Origin of the sequence: Terriglobus roseus (genome assembly GCF_900105625.1) — a bacterium.
GTDB lineage: Bacteria > Acidobacteriota > Terriglobia > Terriglobales > Acidobacteriaceae > Terriglobus > Terriglobus roseus_B.
On the sequence record NZ_FNSD01000001.1, the window covers coordinates 1,425,537 to 1,442,504 of the forward strand.

14 protein-coding genes are annotated in these 16,968 nt (G+C 61.9%); 7 read left to right on the forward strand and 7 right to left on the reverse strand.

All coding sequences use genetic code 11. From position 1 onward, the window contains the following. Window positions 1-4: 4 nt before the first annotated feature. Genes BLW03_RS05710 through BLW03_RS05735 form a run of 6 tightly spaced genes read left to right on the forward strand, consistent with a single transcriptional unit; the run spans window position 5 to window position 6,757 of the window. Window positions 5-793, forward strand: coding sequence for a biotin--[acetyl-CoA-carboxylase] ligase (locus BLW03_RS05710; RefSeq protein WP_074652747.1), 789 nt, complete (start codon window positions 5-7; stop codon window positions 791-793). A gap of 35 nt (window positions 794-828) precedes the next feature. Next, window positions 829-1,668, forward strand: coding sequence for a type III pantothenate kinase (locus tag BLW03_RS05715; protein ID WP_074652748.1), 840 nt, complete (start codon window positions 829-831; stop codon window positions 1,666-1,668). Further along, window positions 1,649-2,416: a hypothetical protein gene (locus BLW03_RS05720; protein ID WP_074652749.1), complete on the forward strand. Its 768-nt coding sequence runs from the start codon at window positions 1,649-1,651 to the stop codon at window positions 2,414-2,416. The genes BLW03_RS05715 and BLW03_RS05720 overlap by 20 nt, the downstream gene beginning before the upstream one ends. Continuing rightward, window positions 2,413-3,624 (forward strand): class I SAM-dependent RNA methyltransferase, encoded by a 1,212-nt coding sequence (locus BLW03_RS05725; RefSeq protein ID WP_074652750.1) that lies wholly within the window; start codon window positions 2,413-2,415, stop codon window positions 3,622-3,624. Before BLW03_RS05720 ends, BLW03_RS05725 begins: the two co-directional genes overlap by 4 nt. Before the next feature lie 24 nt (window positions 3,625-3,648). Further along, complete coding sequence (locus BLW03_RS05730; RefSeq protein WP_083350352.1) at window positions 3,649-6,438, forward strand: ComEC/Rec2 family competence protein; 2,790 nt, start codon at window positions 3,649-3,651, stop codon at window positions 6,436-6,438. Between the two features lie 28 nt (window positions 6,439-6,466). Next, window positions 6,467-6,757 (forward strand): hypothetical protein, encoded by a 291-nt coding sequence (locus BLW03_RS05735; RefSeq protein WP_074652751.1) that lies wholly within the window; start codon window positions 6,467-6,469, stop codon window positions 6,755-6,757. A 6-nt stretch (window positions 6,758-6,763) separates the two neighbouring features. On the opposite strand, the gene BLW03_RS05740 is transcribed toward BLW03_RS05735, so the two are convergent. Further along, window positions 6,764-7,597 carry an RDD family protein gene (locus BLW03_RS05740; protein ID WP_244501975.1) on the reverse strand — a complete coding sequence of 278 codons (834 nt, stop codon included), beginning with the start codon at window positions 7,595-7,597 and terminating at the stop codon, window positions 6,764-6,766. A gap of 64 nt (window positions 7,598-7,661) precedes the next feature. On the opposite strand from BLW03_RS05740, the gene BLW03_RS05745 reads away from it, so the two are divergent. Further along, complete coding sequence (locus BLW03_RS05745; RefSeq protein WP_074652752.1) at window positions 7,662-8,660, forward strand: stage II sporulation protein M; 999 nt, start codon at window positions 7,662-7,664, stop codon at window positions 8,658-8,660. Here BLW03_RS05745 and BLW03_RS05750 read toward each other — a convergent pair. From BLW03_RS05750 to BLW03_RS05775, 6 genes are read right to left on the reverse strand one after another with little or no spacing between them, the layout of a single operon-like run. Further along, window positions 8,657-10,084, reverse strand: a complete 1,428-nt coding sequence (locus BLW03_RS05750; protein WP_074652753.1) for a DUF58 domain-containing protein — start codon at window positions 10,082-10,084, stop codon at window positions 8,657-8,659. The two genes, BLW03_RS05745 and BLW03_RS05750, sit on opposite strands and share 4 nt — an antisense overlap. 6 nt (window positions 10,085-10,090) lie before the next feature. Further along, the gene (locus tag BLW03_RS05755) at window positions 10,091-11,050 is read right to left on the reverse strand and encodes an AAA family ATPase (protein ID WP_074652754.1); all 960 of its coding nucleotides are present in this window, start codon (window positions 11,048-11,050) and stop codon (window positions 10,091-10,093) included. Further along, window positions 11,047-12,282 carry a DUF4350 domain-containing protein gene (locus BLW03_RS05760; RefSeq protein ID WP_074652755.1) on the reverse strand — a complete coding sequence of 412 codons (1,236 nt, stop codon included), beginning with the start codon at window positions 12,280-12,282 and terminating at the stop codon, window positions 11,047-11,049. Before BLW03_RS05760 ends, BLW03_RS05755 begins: the two co-directional genes overlap by 4 nt. Then, window positions 12,279-13,313, reverse strand: coding sequence for a DUF4129 domain-containing protein (locus BLW03_RS05765; protein WP_074652756.1), 1,035 nt, complete (start codon window positions 13,311-13,313; stop codon window positions 12,279-12,281). The genes BLW03_RS05760 and BLW03_RS05765 overlap by 4 nt, the downstream gene beginning before the upstream one ends. Window positions 13,314-13,321: 8 nt before the next feature. After that, complete coding sequence (locus BLW03_RS05770) at window positions 13,322-14,374, reverse strand: hypothetical protein (RefSeq protein ID WP_074652757.1); 1,053 nt, start codon at window positions 14,372-14,374, stop codon at window positions 13,322-13,324. A 17-nt stretch (window positions 14,375-14,391) separates the two neighbouring features. After that, window positions 14,392-16,968 (reverse strand): M1 family metallopeptidase, encoded by a 2,577-nt coding sequence (locus tag BLW03_RS05775; RefSeq protein ID WP_074655797.1) that lies wholly within the window; start codon window positions 16,966-16,968, stop codon window positions 14,392-14,394.

Here is a 16,968-nt window from a genome sequence, read left to right on the forward strand (position 1 = left end):
CGAGATGAGCACCTTTGACACGGCACGCTTGGACGCCGCTCTGCGCGGCACGATCTTCCATGGCAAGCTGCATCACTTCGCCACCGTTGACAGCACGAACACGCGCGCGCTGGCCGATGCGCAGGTTGGGGCCGAGGCCGGACAGGTTTACCTCGCGGATGAGCAGACCGCGGGCCGAGGTCGTGGTGGCCACTCATGGCACTCCGAGCCCGATCGGGGGCTCTATCTCACTGTGCTCGTGCGACCCACCATCAAGGGCAACGAAGCTCTCAAGCTATCGCTCGCGACCGGTATCGCCGCAGCCGATGCCATCCATGCGGTCACCGGGCGCAGCATTGACCTCCGCTGGCCCAATGACCTGGTCATCGCGGAGGACCATGGCCCGAGCAGAAAGTGCGGCGGCGTCCTGACGGAGTCTGCACTCACACCTGACGGGTCGTTGCGACACGCGGCCATTGGAATCGGGATCAATCTCAATCAGGCGGAATTTCCCCCTGATCTCTCCGAAGCTGCAACATCACTCAAGCGAGCATGGGGACACACCGTCTCCCGTGAAGATCTGGCCATCACCCTCCTCCTGGCTCTTCACACAGAGCTGGAATACCCCGACACCACGCTCTATGACCGGTTCGAGCAACGTAGCACGTGGGCGCGCGGCAAGCACGTCCGCGTGGCCGAGGACGAAGGCTATACTGGCACCACCGCTGGGCTTACATCGGACGGTCTGCTGCGCGTCCAATGTGACGACGGCGAGACGCGCATAGTAAGGCACGGCGGCGTTCGCGAGTTGTAGATCACAACAACCGACGACAAGCAGAGGAGCGCCCAATGCTGCTGGCGATCGATGTAGGTAACACCAATACCGTCATGGGGCTTTACCGGCCCGCAACACCCGAAGCACCTGCTGTGCAGACGCATTGCTGGCGCATCGCAACACCCGTTCAGCGCACGCTGGACGAGCTTCGTATGATCGTCCGCGGCATGTTCACGATGGACGGCGTCGACATCCAGACAGTCACCGGCATCGCAATCTCATCCGTGGTGCCGCCCATTGATTCCCTCTTCCGCGATGTGATCGAGAAGCTCTTCGGCATGAAGCCGCTCTTCGTCGAACCCGGCGTAAAGACCGGCCTTCCGGTTCTGACGGATAATCCCGCAGAGGTCGGCGCAGACCGCATCGTGAACTGCGTCGCAGCTTTCGAGCGCTACGGTGGACCAACCATCGTCGTCGATCTGGGCACAGCCACCACTTTCGATGTCATCTCCGCGCGCGGTGAGTTCCTGGGTGGAGCCATCGCGCCGGGCCTCGGCATCAGCGCGGATGCGCTCTTCAACTCGGCCGCTCGACTGAGCCGCGTCAACATTCGTAAGCCGTTGAAGGTCATCGGCACGGGTACGGTCGACAACATCCAGATCGGCCTCTTCTATGGTTACGTCGGCCTCATCGACGGCATCTGTGACCGCATGATTGCGGAGCTTGGGCCGGAGACAAAGGTCATCGCAACAGGCGGCTACGCGAAGCTGCTGGCGGAAAGTTCGCGCACGATAAAGCACGTGGACGAAAACCTGACGCTGGACGGTGTACGCCTGATCTACGAGCGTAATCAGGACCGCGTCCGGCGCCGCGCGCAGGCCAACTCACAACACCATGCGAACCGCGCCGAATAACATCCGCAATCACCACCCGCAAGAAGGCGCAGTGCAGAATTACTTCAATTACTTTACGGAAATCGAGACACGCTTCCAGGCGCGCCGCGGCAGCATTCTGCTGCTGAGCACGCTTGACTGGGCTTTGATCGAAACATGGCGCGAGGCAGGCATTCCTCTCGAAGCCGTGCTGCGCGGCATCGACAACGCTTTCGACAAGTACGACCAGCGATCGCAAAGGGCCGGCGGCCGTCTGCGCAAAGTGAATGGTCTGGCATGGGTCGCGCAGTCCGTGATGGAGACGACCGAGGAGATGCTGGAAGCAGCCATCGGCGGAGCAAAGCCATCCGCACAGGAACCGCAGGACAGCGGTTTTGAAGCCGCTCGTGTCGCTGCCTATCTGCACGCAAATGCTGATGCGCTCGATGCCGCTTCCCTGCCCTCTGCATCCGCCGAAACGATCAGCAGCATCGCGGCAAAATTGCGCGCGATGGCGACGGAAGTCGCGATGCAGCAGCAGCCCGATAACGAAGCGCTCGAAGGCACGCTGACCGCGCTGGAAGAACGCATGTTCGCCGCGTTGACGTTAGGCGCCACGGAAAACGAAACGGTAAGCCTGCGAGCACAGGCAGCGCGCGAGCTTGCCCCCTACCGCGGGAAGATGAGTGCCGTGCAACTGAAGCAGGTGACCGAGCAGTTCCTGCACAAGCGCCTGATGGAGGCGCGTGGCCTGCCACGTCTGAGCCTCTTCTACATGAGCCTCGGATGAAGCCTCAACACAGTTCGCCAGAGAGCGTCCTCACCGCGATCACCAGTGCCCTCGAGGAGCGTACCGTGCCGCTCTGCCAGCACTTTGGAGAGTGCGGTGGTTGCCAGCTGCAGCATCTGCCGCAGGCATCGCAACTGACGGCAAAGCAGGCAATGCTACTTGACGTGCTGAAGCGTGCCGGCGTCGCGACGCTGCCGGAGATACAGGCCCACGCAGCCAAACCTTGGCACTATCGCAACCGTGTCCGCCTGCGTGTCGACGGCAACGAAATCGGCTACAGCCGAAGAGCGAGCAACGAATTCCTGCCTATCGGCATGTGTCCCATCGCGTCTCCACTACTCTTACAGATGGCGATGACGGCTCGCGACCTGGTCCGGATCGGTACCGTGCAGTGGCCCACAGCCACGAGCACCATCGAATTCTTCTGCGACAGCGAAGAACGAAGTGTGCAGCTGTCGCTTCAGCTCGATGCAACGGTTGGCACTGTCGAACGTGATGCGCCGCGCCACCTGCGCGCTCTGTGCGAAGCATTGCATGCGCGGCACCCACAACTCATCGGTGCAGGACTATCCGTCGGCGGCACACCCGATCCAAAGCAGACGCGCCGCGTACAGGAGAGCATTCGCGTTGAAATCGCACGCTGGGGCTCGCAACAACTCACCTACTCTGTACGAGGCCGGGACTATGCGATTACGCGCAACGCCTTCTTCCAGGTGAATCGCTTCCTCACCGCAACCATGGTGGATCTCGTCGTTGGCGATCGTAGAGGGTCACTCGCGTTCGATCTCTTCGCTGGCGCCGGCCTCTTCTCTGTGCCCCTGACCGAGCGATTCGATCAGGTCATCGCGGTCGAGATCGGGGAACCTGCCGCAAGCGATCTTGCAGCGCATCTTCGCGCGTGCGGACCTCAGCACCAGGCACGTCGCAGTACAACGCGCGACTTCCTACAGAAAGAAGCACCACGCATCGCGCAGCGTCCCGATCTGGTACTGCTCGATCCGCCACGCGCAGGCCTTGGTGCCCCGACGGTGAATGCCCTGGCCCGAACTGGCACGCGTGAGATCGTCTATGTCTCATGCGACGCAGGAACCTTCGCGCGTGACGCAAGGTCACTGCTAGAATCCGGCTACACTCTGACAACGTTGCATCTGCTCGACCTCTTTCCCCAGACCTTTCATACCGAAACCATCGCGGTCTTCCGTCTCTGACGGCCCCGCGAGGAGGCCTGCCGGATGACCGAACGCGCCGCAACGAAAGATCGCGGCGCACACAGCCTTCTGCTGCCAGAGACCCCGGCGCATCCCGCGCGCTTCTCCCGCATTGCACCGCTGCATCTACGTAACAATCCCATGCTTTTGCTGGCCGTCTGCTTCGCCGCGGGAATCCTGTGCCGCAACCGGTGGCAGCCGGCCTCGCAGATGATCCTGGTCTGCTGCGCCTTCCTGGCCATCGCATTCGTTGCGAGGACTCGCGTACCTCGGCTTGCATGGTTCACCACCGGCATACTCTGGGTTGCGCTTGGCTGGGCCAATGCAGTTCTTCAACCCAGTGTGCAGGACGCGTCTCTGTTGCGCTACGAGGACGAGCTGCAACGAACGATGGAGGCTCGCGTCGTGTCGGTTCGACATCTCCCGCCGCGTGCTGCAGGCTCCGAGGTCACCACGTCGGGGACAAAGAGCGATGAAGCGAATGACGCTGAGAGTCGCGATACCTCGCGGCAGGCGACCGAGGTGTTGGAAGTGCAGGTGCTCGCGATAGAGGACGTGACACCGGATGTGTCACGCATGGTAGCCCTGCGCGGTGGCGCCGTTCTCACACTGCTGCATCGCGAGGACCAGCGCAACGTCGATGTCCCCTGCGGTGCCACCATCCGAGCAACAGTGCGACTGCATGCGCCGCAACGCTACCTTGACCCGGGCGTCTGGTCCTACGCGGATGCGTTGCAGGCATGCGGTATCACAGCCGAAAGCTCAGTCAACACAGCGACAGTGCGCTTGCTGGAACAGAATCACATCCCGGCAAGCTGCCGTTTTGCAGCAGCGCAGCAGTGGTCCTCCACGCGTCTGTCACAGCTAAGTCGAAGCTCTGCGCTTGCCGGTCTGCCAAGCTTTGTGCGGCTCACGTCCAGTGACATGGCGATGCTGACGGCCATGCTCTTCGGCGACCGCACCTTGTTGCAGCGAAGCGTCCGCACCGCCTTTGAACGCACAGGCTCGTTTCATCTCTTCGTCGTGGCAGGCATGCATGTCGCTGTGCTGATGGCTGCACTGTTTGGAGCGCTGCAGCGAATGCGAGTACCGCGATGGGCATCAGCTCTGCTTGCGGTCACTACGACCTCCGCGTATGCCTTCCTCACCGGCTTCGGTCAGCCCGTGCAGCGAGCGCTGCTGATGTCGTCTGTCTACCTGCTCATTCGGCTTATAGGCCGCCAGCGCAGTGCGCTCAACGCGCTCGGGGCCGCCATCCTGGTCATGCTGGCTCTGCGTCCGGACGCGTTGGCGGAGGCAGGCTTTCAGATGACGGTGCTTGCCATCTTCGCGATCGCAGGCATCGCCATCCCGATCAGCGAACGTACCGTGGCGCCATTTGCACGCGCTCTGCGCGACATCGGCACGGTGCGCAACGATCCGTATCTGCAGCCTCGCCTGACGCAGATGCGCGTGGCGCTGCGCTGGTTCGGCCGCTCCATTGCCTCACGACGGCTCCCGCAAACACGGACGACGTGGCTGCAAGGGATGCCGGCGCTGCTCATGCGCGGCGCACTCATGCTGTGCGAACTTGTCCTGATCACGTTGGTTGCAGAGATCGTCATGGCACTGCCTATGGCAATGTACTTCCATCGCGTCACGCCCTTCGCCGCGCCGGCCAACCTGCTGGCCCTGCCGCTGGTCGGCGTGTTGATGGCCTGCGCCGTTACGACGTTCCTCGCATCGCTGATCCATCCGGTGCTGGCAGTCCCGCCTGCCGCACTAACGGCGCTGTCGCTTCATGCCGTCACGTTCCTCATCCATCGGTTGAGCAGCTTCCATGCAGCCGATCTGCGCACACCCTCGCCGGAGTTGCGGTTTGCATGGATAGCATTCTTCGTTTGGTGTGCCGCGATCTATCTCCTGCATCTTGCAGCGCGCAGCGCTGGACTGACCGCTCTCGCTCTCGTCCCGATAGGCCTGTTGCTCGTTCTCTATCCGCACGCGCCACGATTGCATCCGGGCAGCCTGGAGTTCACCGCGATCGACGTCGGCCAGGGTGATTCGCTGCTGCTCGTCTCACCCGATGCAAAGACCATGCTGATCGATGCGGGTGGCCCCACGGGAACCGCCGCGCCATCGGATGAGAACACCTTCGATGTCGGAGAAGAAGTCGTCTCGCCCTATCTCTGGTCACGCGGCCTTCGCAGACTGGACGCGCTCGTGCTGACCCATGCCCATAGTGACCACATCGGAGGCACACTCGCCGTTCTGCGCAATTTCCAGCCGCATGAATTATGGCTCAGTGTTGATGCCGATTCAACACAGCTTCGTGCGCTTTTAAGCGCGGCGGCAGCACGGAAAATCACGGTGCGCCATCTTCATGCAGGTGATCGAAATGGGTGGGGTGGCACTGACATTCGCGTGCTCAGTCCTGCAGCGAACGGGCCGTCTGGAAAGCCATCGACCAACGACGACTCCCTCGTGCTGCGCATCGACTATGGAAAGTCTTCTGTCCTCTCCGAAGGCGACGCGGAGCGCACCTCCGAGTCCGCAATGGTCGCCGCGCACCTCTTGCCAGTCACTCTCCTAAAGGTTGGCCATCACGGCAGTACCACCTCGACCTCCGCGGAATTTCTCGGCGCCCTTCACCCCGTCGCAGCAGTGATCTCCTGTGGTCTTGGAAACCGCTTTGGCCATCCGCGCGCACCGATACTGGAACGCTTACAGGCAGCGCATGTCCACACATCACGAACCGATGACATGGGTGCCGTCCAGTACCTGCTGAGCGCCGATGGAAGCATCGAGACCCGCATTCTTGCGTCTTATCGTTAGCGCCTTCTAGCAGCAAAGGAGCGGACTTATGACTGAACCTCAGCGCTCATCCTCAGCAGACCTGCCGATACCGGAGCGGACCGAAACCGAACGCATCGCGGAAGAGCGCAAGTTGCTGCGACGCCTGCAGATGATGATGAACATGATCATGCAGGTCATCGCACAGGACGCTTCGCTGACGATCGAGGAAGCTTCTCAAATGATTGCGGACAGTCGCGAAGCTGCACTGAGCATGTTCCCCGGTAAAGAGCTCGCGTACGACCTTATCTGGAAGCCGCGCTTCCAGCGATTAATGCTGGAACGCTTTCGCCTCCAATAGCTCTCTTCAGCCGACCCCGTGGCTGCGGAGTGCATACGAGATCGCCTCAAGCGTGCGCTCGGGCGGCACGTCGGTTGGCACCGGCACACCCATCTTCACGCACAGTGCGTCGAGCAGTCTCGACCCAAGCATCGCACGCCGTTCCATCGGCAATGCCGGCGCGCGTGCCAGAAAGCTGTCGGTGACATGCAGGTCATCGGCGGATAGAAGAGTCAGGCGGTCCGCGGCAATGCCGATCGCCACAGGTGCCGGAGCCGCAGGCGTTCCGTACAAGTTCGAAGGGAATGTCCGACTGACCGGCAGACCGATGTATCCGCCGAACTCATCCGTGCGTTCATGCACCACGATGGTGTCGGCGACCAGGTCGCCCAACCGCTTGTTCTGCCGCGTGCAAAGGATCGAAATGACGCCAACGAGATACATACCCGGCACCGCATCCACCACGCGCAGCAGGTTTCGCGCCAGCGCCTCGAAGAACGTAATCTGCCGTCCGCTGTCCTTGATCACCCGGATCTTCAGTGCGCGTTTGCCCGGCGTCTGACCGTTGCGAAATGCTTCAAACAGCGAAAAGTATCCCCAGTACAGGACGAAATAAAACAGGATGACCCCTGCAGTGAACCACTTCGCCGCAGTGGACGACATATGGTCGAGCGCGCCCGCCTTCATACCCGCACTAAAGGCGAGGACCAGGATCAGCACCAGCACGAGGTTCGCCGCAAACTGTATTAGCAAGTCCAGAGCACCCGCGAGGAAGCGACTGCCAAGCCCAGCCAGCGGAAAGCGCAGCTCAACCTGCTCCGGCGTCTCAATGCCGTGCTCTTCCACAACTTCGGAAGGCACGGTAAATTCGCTTCCCCAACCTTGGCTGTTCACGTGACGAAAGGTCTCCGGTAGCATCCAGTGTATGGTCTCCAACGGCTGGATCGCGGTGCGACGTGCAGACTGGGAGCGGCTCGATGCACTCACCCGCGAGGTGGAAACGCGCGGCCTGAAGGCCATGACCGCACAGGATCTTCGTGACTTCGGCCTGCTCTATCGCCGAGCTGCCGCTGACCTGACCGCCGTCCGTGCGGACCGAACAGCACAGCCCCTGGCCGAGCATTTAAATCGGCTCGTGTCCCGAGCACACAACCATGTCTACAGCGGCCAGCGCACCAGCATCTTGAGTGTGTGGCGGTTTCTTTCGGTGGACTACCCACGCCTCTTCCGGCGACTATGGCCTTACGTCGCCGCCTCGCTCGCACTCTGCCTCCTCGGGGCTCTACTGGGAACGCTGGAGTCCATCGCACGGCCGCAGTTTATGCGTGCAACACTGGGCCCAGAGATGGTTGCCACCATCGAGCGGCATGAGATGTGGACGAAGAGTGTTGTCAGCGCGAAGCCGCAAGAGTCCAGCTTTATCATGACGAACAACATCACCGTCACATTCATGGTCTTCGCGGGCGGCATCGCCGCAGGTTTGCCGACGATCTTCATGCTCTTCTGGAACGGCATGAGCGTTGGCATCATCGCCACCGCATGCAGGCAGCATGGCATGGCACTCGACCTTTGGAGCTTCGTCGCGGCTCACGGTGCACTCGAACTGCCAAGCATCTTCATCGCCGGCGGCGCTGGTCTTCGCATCGCAAGCGGTCTGCTCTTTCCGGGGTCACTGTCGCGCCGCAATGCCCTTGCGCAGGCTGGTGGCGAGGCCGTCCGACTGCTCGCCGGAACCATTCCCATGCTCTTCGTCGCGGGCATTCTCGAAGCATTCCTATCGCCGACATCCGCACCACGCGCCGTAAAGTTTTCCGTCTGCGCCCTGCTGCTGATATGCCTCGCCTACTGGCTAAGCGAGGGTGGCCGCGCTCGCGGGGAGAACTCTCAAGAGCTGCCAGAAGGAGCCGTTGCAGGAGCTGCCTAGAGCCGCCCCTGAGCCTTGATCTCGAGGTATTTGGAGATCGTGGCTGCCGCCACGCCAGCAGCGCTTGTCTCAACGACCAACACGCCACTCGCACGGAGCTGTGCAACCGTGATGCGCCGTCGCTCCAGCATCTCCTGCGCCGCCGCCGAAGCATACATGCCACGCGCATCAGCCGGTGCATTGCCTGCCAGCGCTTCCAGTTCCCGATGCTGAAGGAGTATCAGAACGACGAGATGGCGCTTCACCAGGCCAATGACGGCTGCAACAATCTCGGGCCTGCCTGCGGACTCGGTCATCTCCGTCACCCACAGCACCAGCCCACGCCGCCGCTGTAATTGCCGCAGCCGTGAGGACGCCAGCATGTGGTCCGCCTCCGCGCGCTCACTGCGCACCTGCGACAACGCATCGATCATCCGTCGCAGGTGCAGCGCACCCGAGCCCGGCAGCAACTGTTGTTGAATACCACGGCCATACGCCAGCAACCCGTACCGGTCGCCCGACTGGGCCACCACGCGTGCCAGTTGCCCTGCCGCCGAGGTCGCCTGATCCAGTTGGGTCACGACACTCGTCGAAACATCAAGTGCAGCGCCCTCGCAGGGAAGCTCAAACGCCGTACGCGATAATCTGCCGGCATCAATCACCATCCACACCTGCTGTGACCGCTCCGTGGTGAACTGTTGCGTGATCAGACGGTTGTGTCGCGCGGTCGCTGTCCACGAGATGTTTCGCATCTCATCGCCCGTCTGGTAGTCGCGCATTGTTTCAAATTCACGACCCAGACCAATGCGCCTCAGCCGCCGCTTCTCAAGTTCGATCTGCCGGGCACGCATCAGGAACAGGTCTGACTGCTCGCTTGTACCCTCACCCGACGCATACACGCGCACCGTCTGACGCAGGTCCGCGATAGCCCATCGCTCCGCAAGTCCAAGCACGCTTCGATAGCGAACGTACAACTGACCAAGCGCCACATCCCCCCGCGCCGACGGTGTCACAGCATAGCGAATCACAGTCGGCTCGTTCGGGTAAGCGATGCCGCGCGCCGGCCCTTTCAGATGCAGCATTGACGCATGAAGATCATCCGTCACCAACAAGCTGTGCAGCCCTGCTGCAGACTTCACAGCAGTGATCTCGATGTCCACGGGATGGCCGAGTTCGGGTGCATGCACGAATGTTCGCGTAAATACAAAACGTTCCGGCGCTGGCAGCAGCACCGCATCCGCAGACATCGCCGCGAACAGAAGCGCGTCCACGCCAAACATCAACCATGGCGTGCTTCCGTGCAAAAATGCTGGCACGGCCAGAAGGATTGCCGCGCCCAGCAACAGCAACGCGCGCGGCGTCAGGCCGAAGCCCAGCGCGCGGCCCAGCCGCCTGCCCTTTGCCCGCGCCCTGTGCGTTACCGGAGTTGGAATCAGCGTCTGCATCCGCGCCTATTTCGGCAACGGCACCGCTGCCAGAATGTCGAAGACCACACGATCTGTGCTGAAGCCCTCGAGTTCTGCCTCAGGCTTCAACATCAGACGATGCCGCAACGTTGGTGTTGCTGCAGCTTTGACATCATCCGGCAACAGAAACGCACGTCCGTCGCGAGCAGCATAGGCTTTCGCCACCAGCAGCAACATCGCTGCCGCACGCGGCGATGCGCCCAGCGATAACGCAGGCCACTCGCGCGTCCTTCGCACCACCGCAAGCAGGTAGTCGAAGAGTGCCGGCTCAACGTTTACGGCACGCACCTCCTCGCGCGCAGCCTGTAACAAACCCGCATTCATCGGAGCAATCTCTGTATCCTCAAGTCGCTGTCCGGCAGTGATGCGATGATGCCGTTCCAGCACCGTACGCTCCTCCACGGCCGACGGATAGTCCACGCGGATCTTCATCAGAAAACGATCGAGCTGCGCCTCCGGAAGCGGATACGTCCCTTCAAACTCGAGAGGATTCTGCGTCGCAAAGACAGTGAAGTACCCGTCCAGTACATGGGTGTCACCGTCCAGCGTCACCTGCCGCTCTTCCATGCTTTCCAGCAAGGCAGCCTGCGTGCGTGGCGGCATGCGGTTCACCTCATCGGCCAGCAGGAACTGTGTGAACACAGGTCCGCGATGCAGCGAGAACTCGCCCGTCTTCGGCGAGAAGACATTCGTTCCGAGGATGTCCGCGGGCATCGTATCCGGCGTGCCCTGCACACGGCGAAAGTCCAGCGCCAGGAAGCGTGCCAGCGTCTTCACGGCCAGCGTCTTCGCTACGCCGGGCACACCCTCGATCAACGCGTGTCCGCCACACAGCAGCGTCAGCAGCGCCTGTTCCACCAGCTCCTGTTGTCCAGCCAGAACCTTCCCAAGCTCGGCGCGTCCGCTGCGGAACAGTTCCAGTGATGGGCTTGTCTCGTAAGTCACGTTGTCTCCACTTTGATCATTCGGTTTCCTGACAGATTGTCTGCGTTCGCAGGAAGGGCCTTGCGAAGTCGAGCAATCTCCCGGTCGATCGCCTGCACCAGCGTCAGCGCATCACGCGGCCTCAGCTTGTCATAGCGCGCTGTATCGGCCCGTTCCAGTACCCGCTGCAACGGATGCGGATCGATGCCAAAACGATCGCCCACGATGGTTGCGACAGCGAGTGCATCCGAGTTCGCGGTCGCTGGCGTGAGACCGCAGACGCTCACAAGAAATCGACTCAGTCTACGGCGAGCAGCTTCGGTCGCAGGCTCCGTAACCCCCGCACGTTGATAGAGCGCCCCCATATTCTGCGCGAACTCAACCGGTGAGGTGCGCGGCACATGGAGTGGCTCGCGGATGGGACCGCTACGGCGGCTGTAGCTCAAGAGCAGAAGCACGACCACCAGACCAGCCTGCACCGCCAGGGATCGCAGCGGCAGCCCCTTCAGGTAGTCCGCGGCAGCCGCGTTTTGGCCATGGTAAAACTCGTCGAAGATCACGCGACGCGCGCCGGCACCCTTTGCAGGCCCGACCGAAAGCAATAGCAGATGCAGGCTGCTGTCCTGCGCGATGCCGCGATTGGTCATCGCTTCTGACGAACTCCACCACACCATTTCACCTCCATGTGGATATGGTCGGTGAACCACCACGGCATCGCTGCCGCACCGCTGATCCACGCGGACTGCGGGCTCCGGCGCGTTCCAAGGGGACATGTCGTAGGTGGACACGGCACCCACCTGCGCAAGCGCATCGGCACCTTCCGGGACGGAGGTACAGAGCTCGCCAACGAATTGTGTCGCCTTGCCGGTGCGCCCGCCCGGCAGAAAGTACGCTCCACGAAAACCTGTAGCGAGGACACGGCCGCCGCGCTGCAGGAAGCGCTCCACCGCGCCATATTGCTGCTTCTGTTCGCCCTCCGCCGGCGCATAGGGCTCAGCGAGGATGTAAGTTGTGTGCGGAGCATCAGCAGCATCCAGTGCCGTTGTCGCAGCAACGTCGGATCGCGAAACCTCATAGCCAAGCTCACCCATCAGCACGAACGCTCCCTTGGCCCCGTGCGTGCCGGAGTTGTAGGTCGTCGGCATAGGATCGTCGTCGTGCGTGACCGGCGCAACGAACGCCGTCAACGCCACAATGACCACCACTGCCGCGAGCAGCCACAGCACGATCCGGCGATCGGCACTTCCGCTCATGCGCGCAACTCCCGGGCGGACGGATGCAGGGTCTCATAGTGCTGCAGCGCCTCGTTATAGTCCGACTCGGCAGCTGGCTGTTGACCATACCAGATGCGCTCAAACGCACCAGTCTGGGCGCGCAGAGGTTCACGTAGTTGCGACGCTGGAGCAATCAACTGCAAAGCCTCACGCGGTGTACGCGTCCCGCTGCGGCGCAACGTGCGACGGTCTTCCAGTGCCACAATCGACGCCCAATAGAGACAGTGCACGGCATCACGCCATTCGCCGTTTGCAGCATGCGTACGCGCCACTTCAGCCCATGCACGCGATTCCGCATCAGCCTGCGCGCGCGCCGATTCGCCACCCAACCTGCCCAGCGCGATGCGCTGACGATCCAGCGCTCGAAGCACCCACAACACAAGCAGCGACGCGGCGAGGATCACCGTTCCCCACTGCAGCGCCGTACCCAGCCAGGGAGCCATGCGGCCGAGAGAGGACACGCCACGAAACAACTTTGATATCTGTCGCGAGATCCACGAACCAATGCGCTCCGTCAGCGAGTACTCAGCCGCGGTCGTCCGAAACTCCTTACGGGCGAGCACCGCGTCTCGAGAGACTCGCTCCCTCGCTGTAAGCGCAATCGCCTTTGGCAGCGCATCGATCTCCGCTTCCTGCTCGGCGAGCCGCTCGGCTGCGCGCGGCAGCAGTTCACCACGCAATCGATGCGTTGGATCATTACTGTCATCCAGCAGATTTCGCAGCCACCCATAACGCTCCGCCACATGCGTGCCATCGGGCAGTGCAACGCGGTCGTCATCGCCCACTGCTGCAGCGTCACACGCAGTGACGACGCGACCGCAATCTGTCACCAGCTGACGCAGGCGTTTCAGGTGTTCGCGATAGGCCGTCGGGGAGACATCGCGTAATGGCGCCAGGCCTGCGTGCGGCACCATTGCCGGGAGTTGTGGCTGCGCGCTCGCACCGTGCGTCGCAGCAAACAGTAGCAGTGCGACTGCGATGGTACGGCCGGCCAACGTCAGGGTGCGCATGCGATGGCTCAGGCCTCGAATGACTCTGCCGGTACAGCGGTGAGACTGCGCTGCATCAGCACCTCGATGTCATACCCTTCGCGACGCACGCGTTCATCCACGTAGATCAGGCAAAGCGCAATCGAAGCGACGGGCGCGACCAGCATCGCGGCCACAAAGCCCACGACCAGCTCGATTGCCAGCAGAAGCAGGTGCTCCGCGCCCCGAGAGTTTGTGGCAATCATCACGAGCGGGATCTGGATGCCACCGGCAACCATCTGCAACACATAGACCAGTAGCAACGCCAGGAAGATGCGCCCCTTACGCCCGGCGGCCAGCTCTTTTGAGCGTCGCAACGAAGCGTTCACGCCAAGGTCTTCGCCAACGCCCGCCGGAGTGGCCAGCGCGTTTCGCAGGAAATTGAGTATGCCCAAGACTCCACCGGCGATCACGCAGATCGTCCCGGCCAGCGCCGCCAGCGCTGTGAGCATCGGGCTGCGGGCCCGTGCGGAGAGAGCGATGCCACCGAAGAGCAGGACCGCGCCGATACTTGTCGGCCAGATCGCACTCCAGAGCTGTCGAAGCGCGATGCCGCTCCAACGCAGCCAGCGACTTCTCACCGCGCGATACGATTCCCCTGCCCCGGCAGTAAGGCCACGGGTGATGCGACTCACCGCATCGGCCGTCGCTGCGTGTGAGATCGCGTAGGCAACCAGGAACAGCAGCGTCGCCGGCAGGAAGTACACCTGCATCAGCATCAAGCTGCCCATTGCCCCCGCGAGTTCGTCGGGCCGGCTTCCCGGCGACAACGCCGTCGGCAAGTGCCGGTATGCGGCCACAATCAAACGCGCGATGCTTGACAGCGTCAGAACAACGGCGGGCACAGCCCCGATACTGGCGAACAGCCAGAAGCGCCGTCGATAGAATGCCAGCGTGCGATCGAGAATCTCCCCCGTCGACAGGGGCCGCAGCTGTGGTGCCGCGCCCGACATGCCCGCACCAGCGGGAGCCGGCGGCATGTATGCCGGGGCGGCGCCGTAAGCAGACGGTGAGAAGCCCTGATACGCGTCCTCTGGTTCCACCGCTTACCCTCGCAGACTTATCGGGAAATAGTTGTGCTGGTGAGCCATTGTTGCAGGCCCGGCTGCTGTTGTGCACGAAACTTTACGCAGCTGTCGATGTTCCCCAGCGCATCCCGCAACGCCCGTTCCGTCGCCGTGACAGGGTGTGCCGCGAAGAACTGTTGCACGTCGGCACGCTCCTCCGCGCTGCAGAACGATCCGGTAGCCGAAACCACGCGGTTCCCGCTCGCAACCGTCAACTGCGCATGAACTTTGTCCCAGTTCTTCTTCATGTATTCCCACGCGGCCGTACGCGTATCCCGTTGTTGCAGAAGAATGACCATGGGAATCCAGCTTTCCTGGTTTCGGACCTTGCCGCTGGTGACATAGTCCATGGTCCGGTTGACTAATGCCGGGTTCGTGAACTGCGGCAGCAGATTCAGCGCCTGAGACTTCTCCGTAGGGATGGTCGTTGTCTCAAGGAAGCGTTGCATCTGGTCGTACAACGCCGCATCTCCATGCGATGCGGCGACATCCAGGGCATTCGAGGCCAGTTCCGGCTCAACCGAGCGGTCCCCACGCAAATAACCCTGCGTAATCTTATTGGCTTCAGCAATCACCGCGGTGTCGTCCGACACGCCAAGGAATTGGAATAGCTCGGCACGTCGAGCTGCTTCCGCCGGCGTGGGCTTCACACTGCGGTACACCGGCGAGAACTGCTGCCGTATCCAGGCCTTCAAAAGATCACGCTGTGCGTCCGTTGCGACCCGTGAACTGATCGCGGCAGTTCCCGTAAACGCCTGCTGCACGACCTGGGCGTTGGAATCAGCGCGCAGGCTTCCGACCAGATCGAGGTACCCACCAAGCGATCCTTGCCCCGAACGCATCAGCGCGTAGCGGTCTCCGAGCAGGCCGATGCGCTCCGGCGCATTCAGCCCGGGCGCCGTTGCGATCAGTGACTTCAGAGATGCTGCATCGTAGTTACTCCGATAGAACCCCTTCGCATCCGCGTTGGCATAGGGACCCGCGGGTGACACACTCACCGCACCCTCTTGCACCACCTGGCACGATCCGCCACGCAAGCAAACGGGTGCGGTCCAGGGCATCTTCGCCGCACCGCTCGAATCATTCGCCGAAGCCAGATTCGACAGATAGAAGCGCGACTCGGAGACGTTGTATTTGCCACTGCCCTGCGCCTCGAAGGTCAGCAGCGGCACGCCCGGCAGGGCTACAAAGCTCTCCATGATCTTGTCCACGGGCTTACCGCTGGCCGCGGTCTGGGCATTCCAAAAGTCTTCGGCTGTGGCGTTCCCAAACTTATGTGTCTGCATGTAGTTGTGGAGTCCGCGCTGAAATGCGGCGTCGCCCACATAGTGCTCCACCATGCCGATGACCGCGCCGGCCTTGCCGTACGAGATGCCATCGAACTGCTCTTCAATCTCCGCAGGCGTATCTGCCTTGCTGCGGATCGCGCGTGTGGTGGGCGCTGCGTCCAGGTTCATGGTCTGGTTCAGGCTCAGCGCTGCATCCTCGCGCATGCCCCACGTCGGCTGCCACTCATCGACAGCCTTGTACTCCATCCATGTCGCAAATCCTTCGTTCAGCCACAGGTTGTCCCACCACTGCATGGTCACAAGGTCGCCGAACCACTGGTGCGCCATCTCGTGCGCAACATCGACCGCAACCAGCTTCTTCGCGGAGAGCGATGCCTTCTCGTCGACCAGCAGAGCCGTCTCGCGATACGTGATGCAACCCCAGTTCTCCATCGCCCCCGCTTCAAAGTCGGGGATGCCAATCATGTCCAGCTTCGGCATCGCATACTTCACGCCGAAATACTGGTTGTAGTAATGCAGAAAGTGCTCGGCGGCGTGCAGCGCAAAGGGTGTCAGCGCAATCTTGTCCGGCGTCGAGCAGCTGCGGATTGGCGTGCCGTCCGCCTTGCCGCTCGTGCAAACCCAATCGCCCACCTGGAAGGCCAGCAGATAAGTCGACATCTTCGGCGTGGTAGCGAATGTCTGCGTATGCATGCCACCACTCGCGGGCTTGTCGCTCAACATGTTCGTGTTCGCGATGACAATATCGCCCTTATCGATAGTTAGCGACAGGTCGAAGGTCGCTTTCATCGCCGGCTCATCGAAGCTTGGGAAGGCACGTCGCGCGTCGGTCGATTCAAACTGCGTCACGGCATAGTTGCGCTTGGCTGTCTTCGAAAGATAGAAGCCGCGCAGCTTGTCGTTCAGGATCCCCGTGTAGGCAATCGACAGCGTCACCTTCCCCGCAGGGAGCGGGTTCGCGAAGGTGAAGGTGGCCTGCTCTTTTGTCTCGTCGTACGCGACGGTGCCGGTCTGCCCCATGGTCGGGGCCTGCGCTTCGCCACTGCGTTGCGGCAGAGCTTTCACGCTCGTCAGCTTCAACTCGATCGCATTCAGCGTGATGGTGTTGGAGGGCTGCGCCAGCGTGACATCAATCGTCTCTTCACCGATGAAGGTGGCCGACTTCAGATCAGGCGTCAGGTGGAGCGCGTAGTGTTCCGGAACCACATTTGAGGACAGGCGCTGCGCCGTGACTGGCGCTGCGGCAAACAGCATAGCCAGCAGGGGAAGACCAATTCGCAT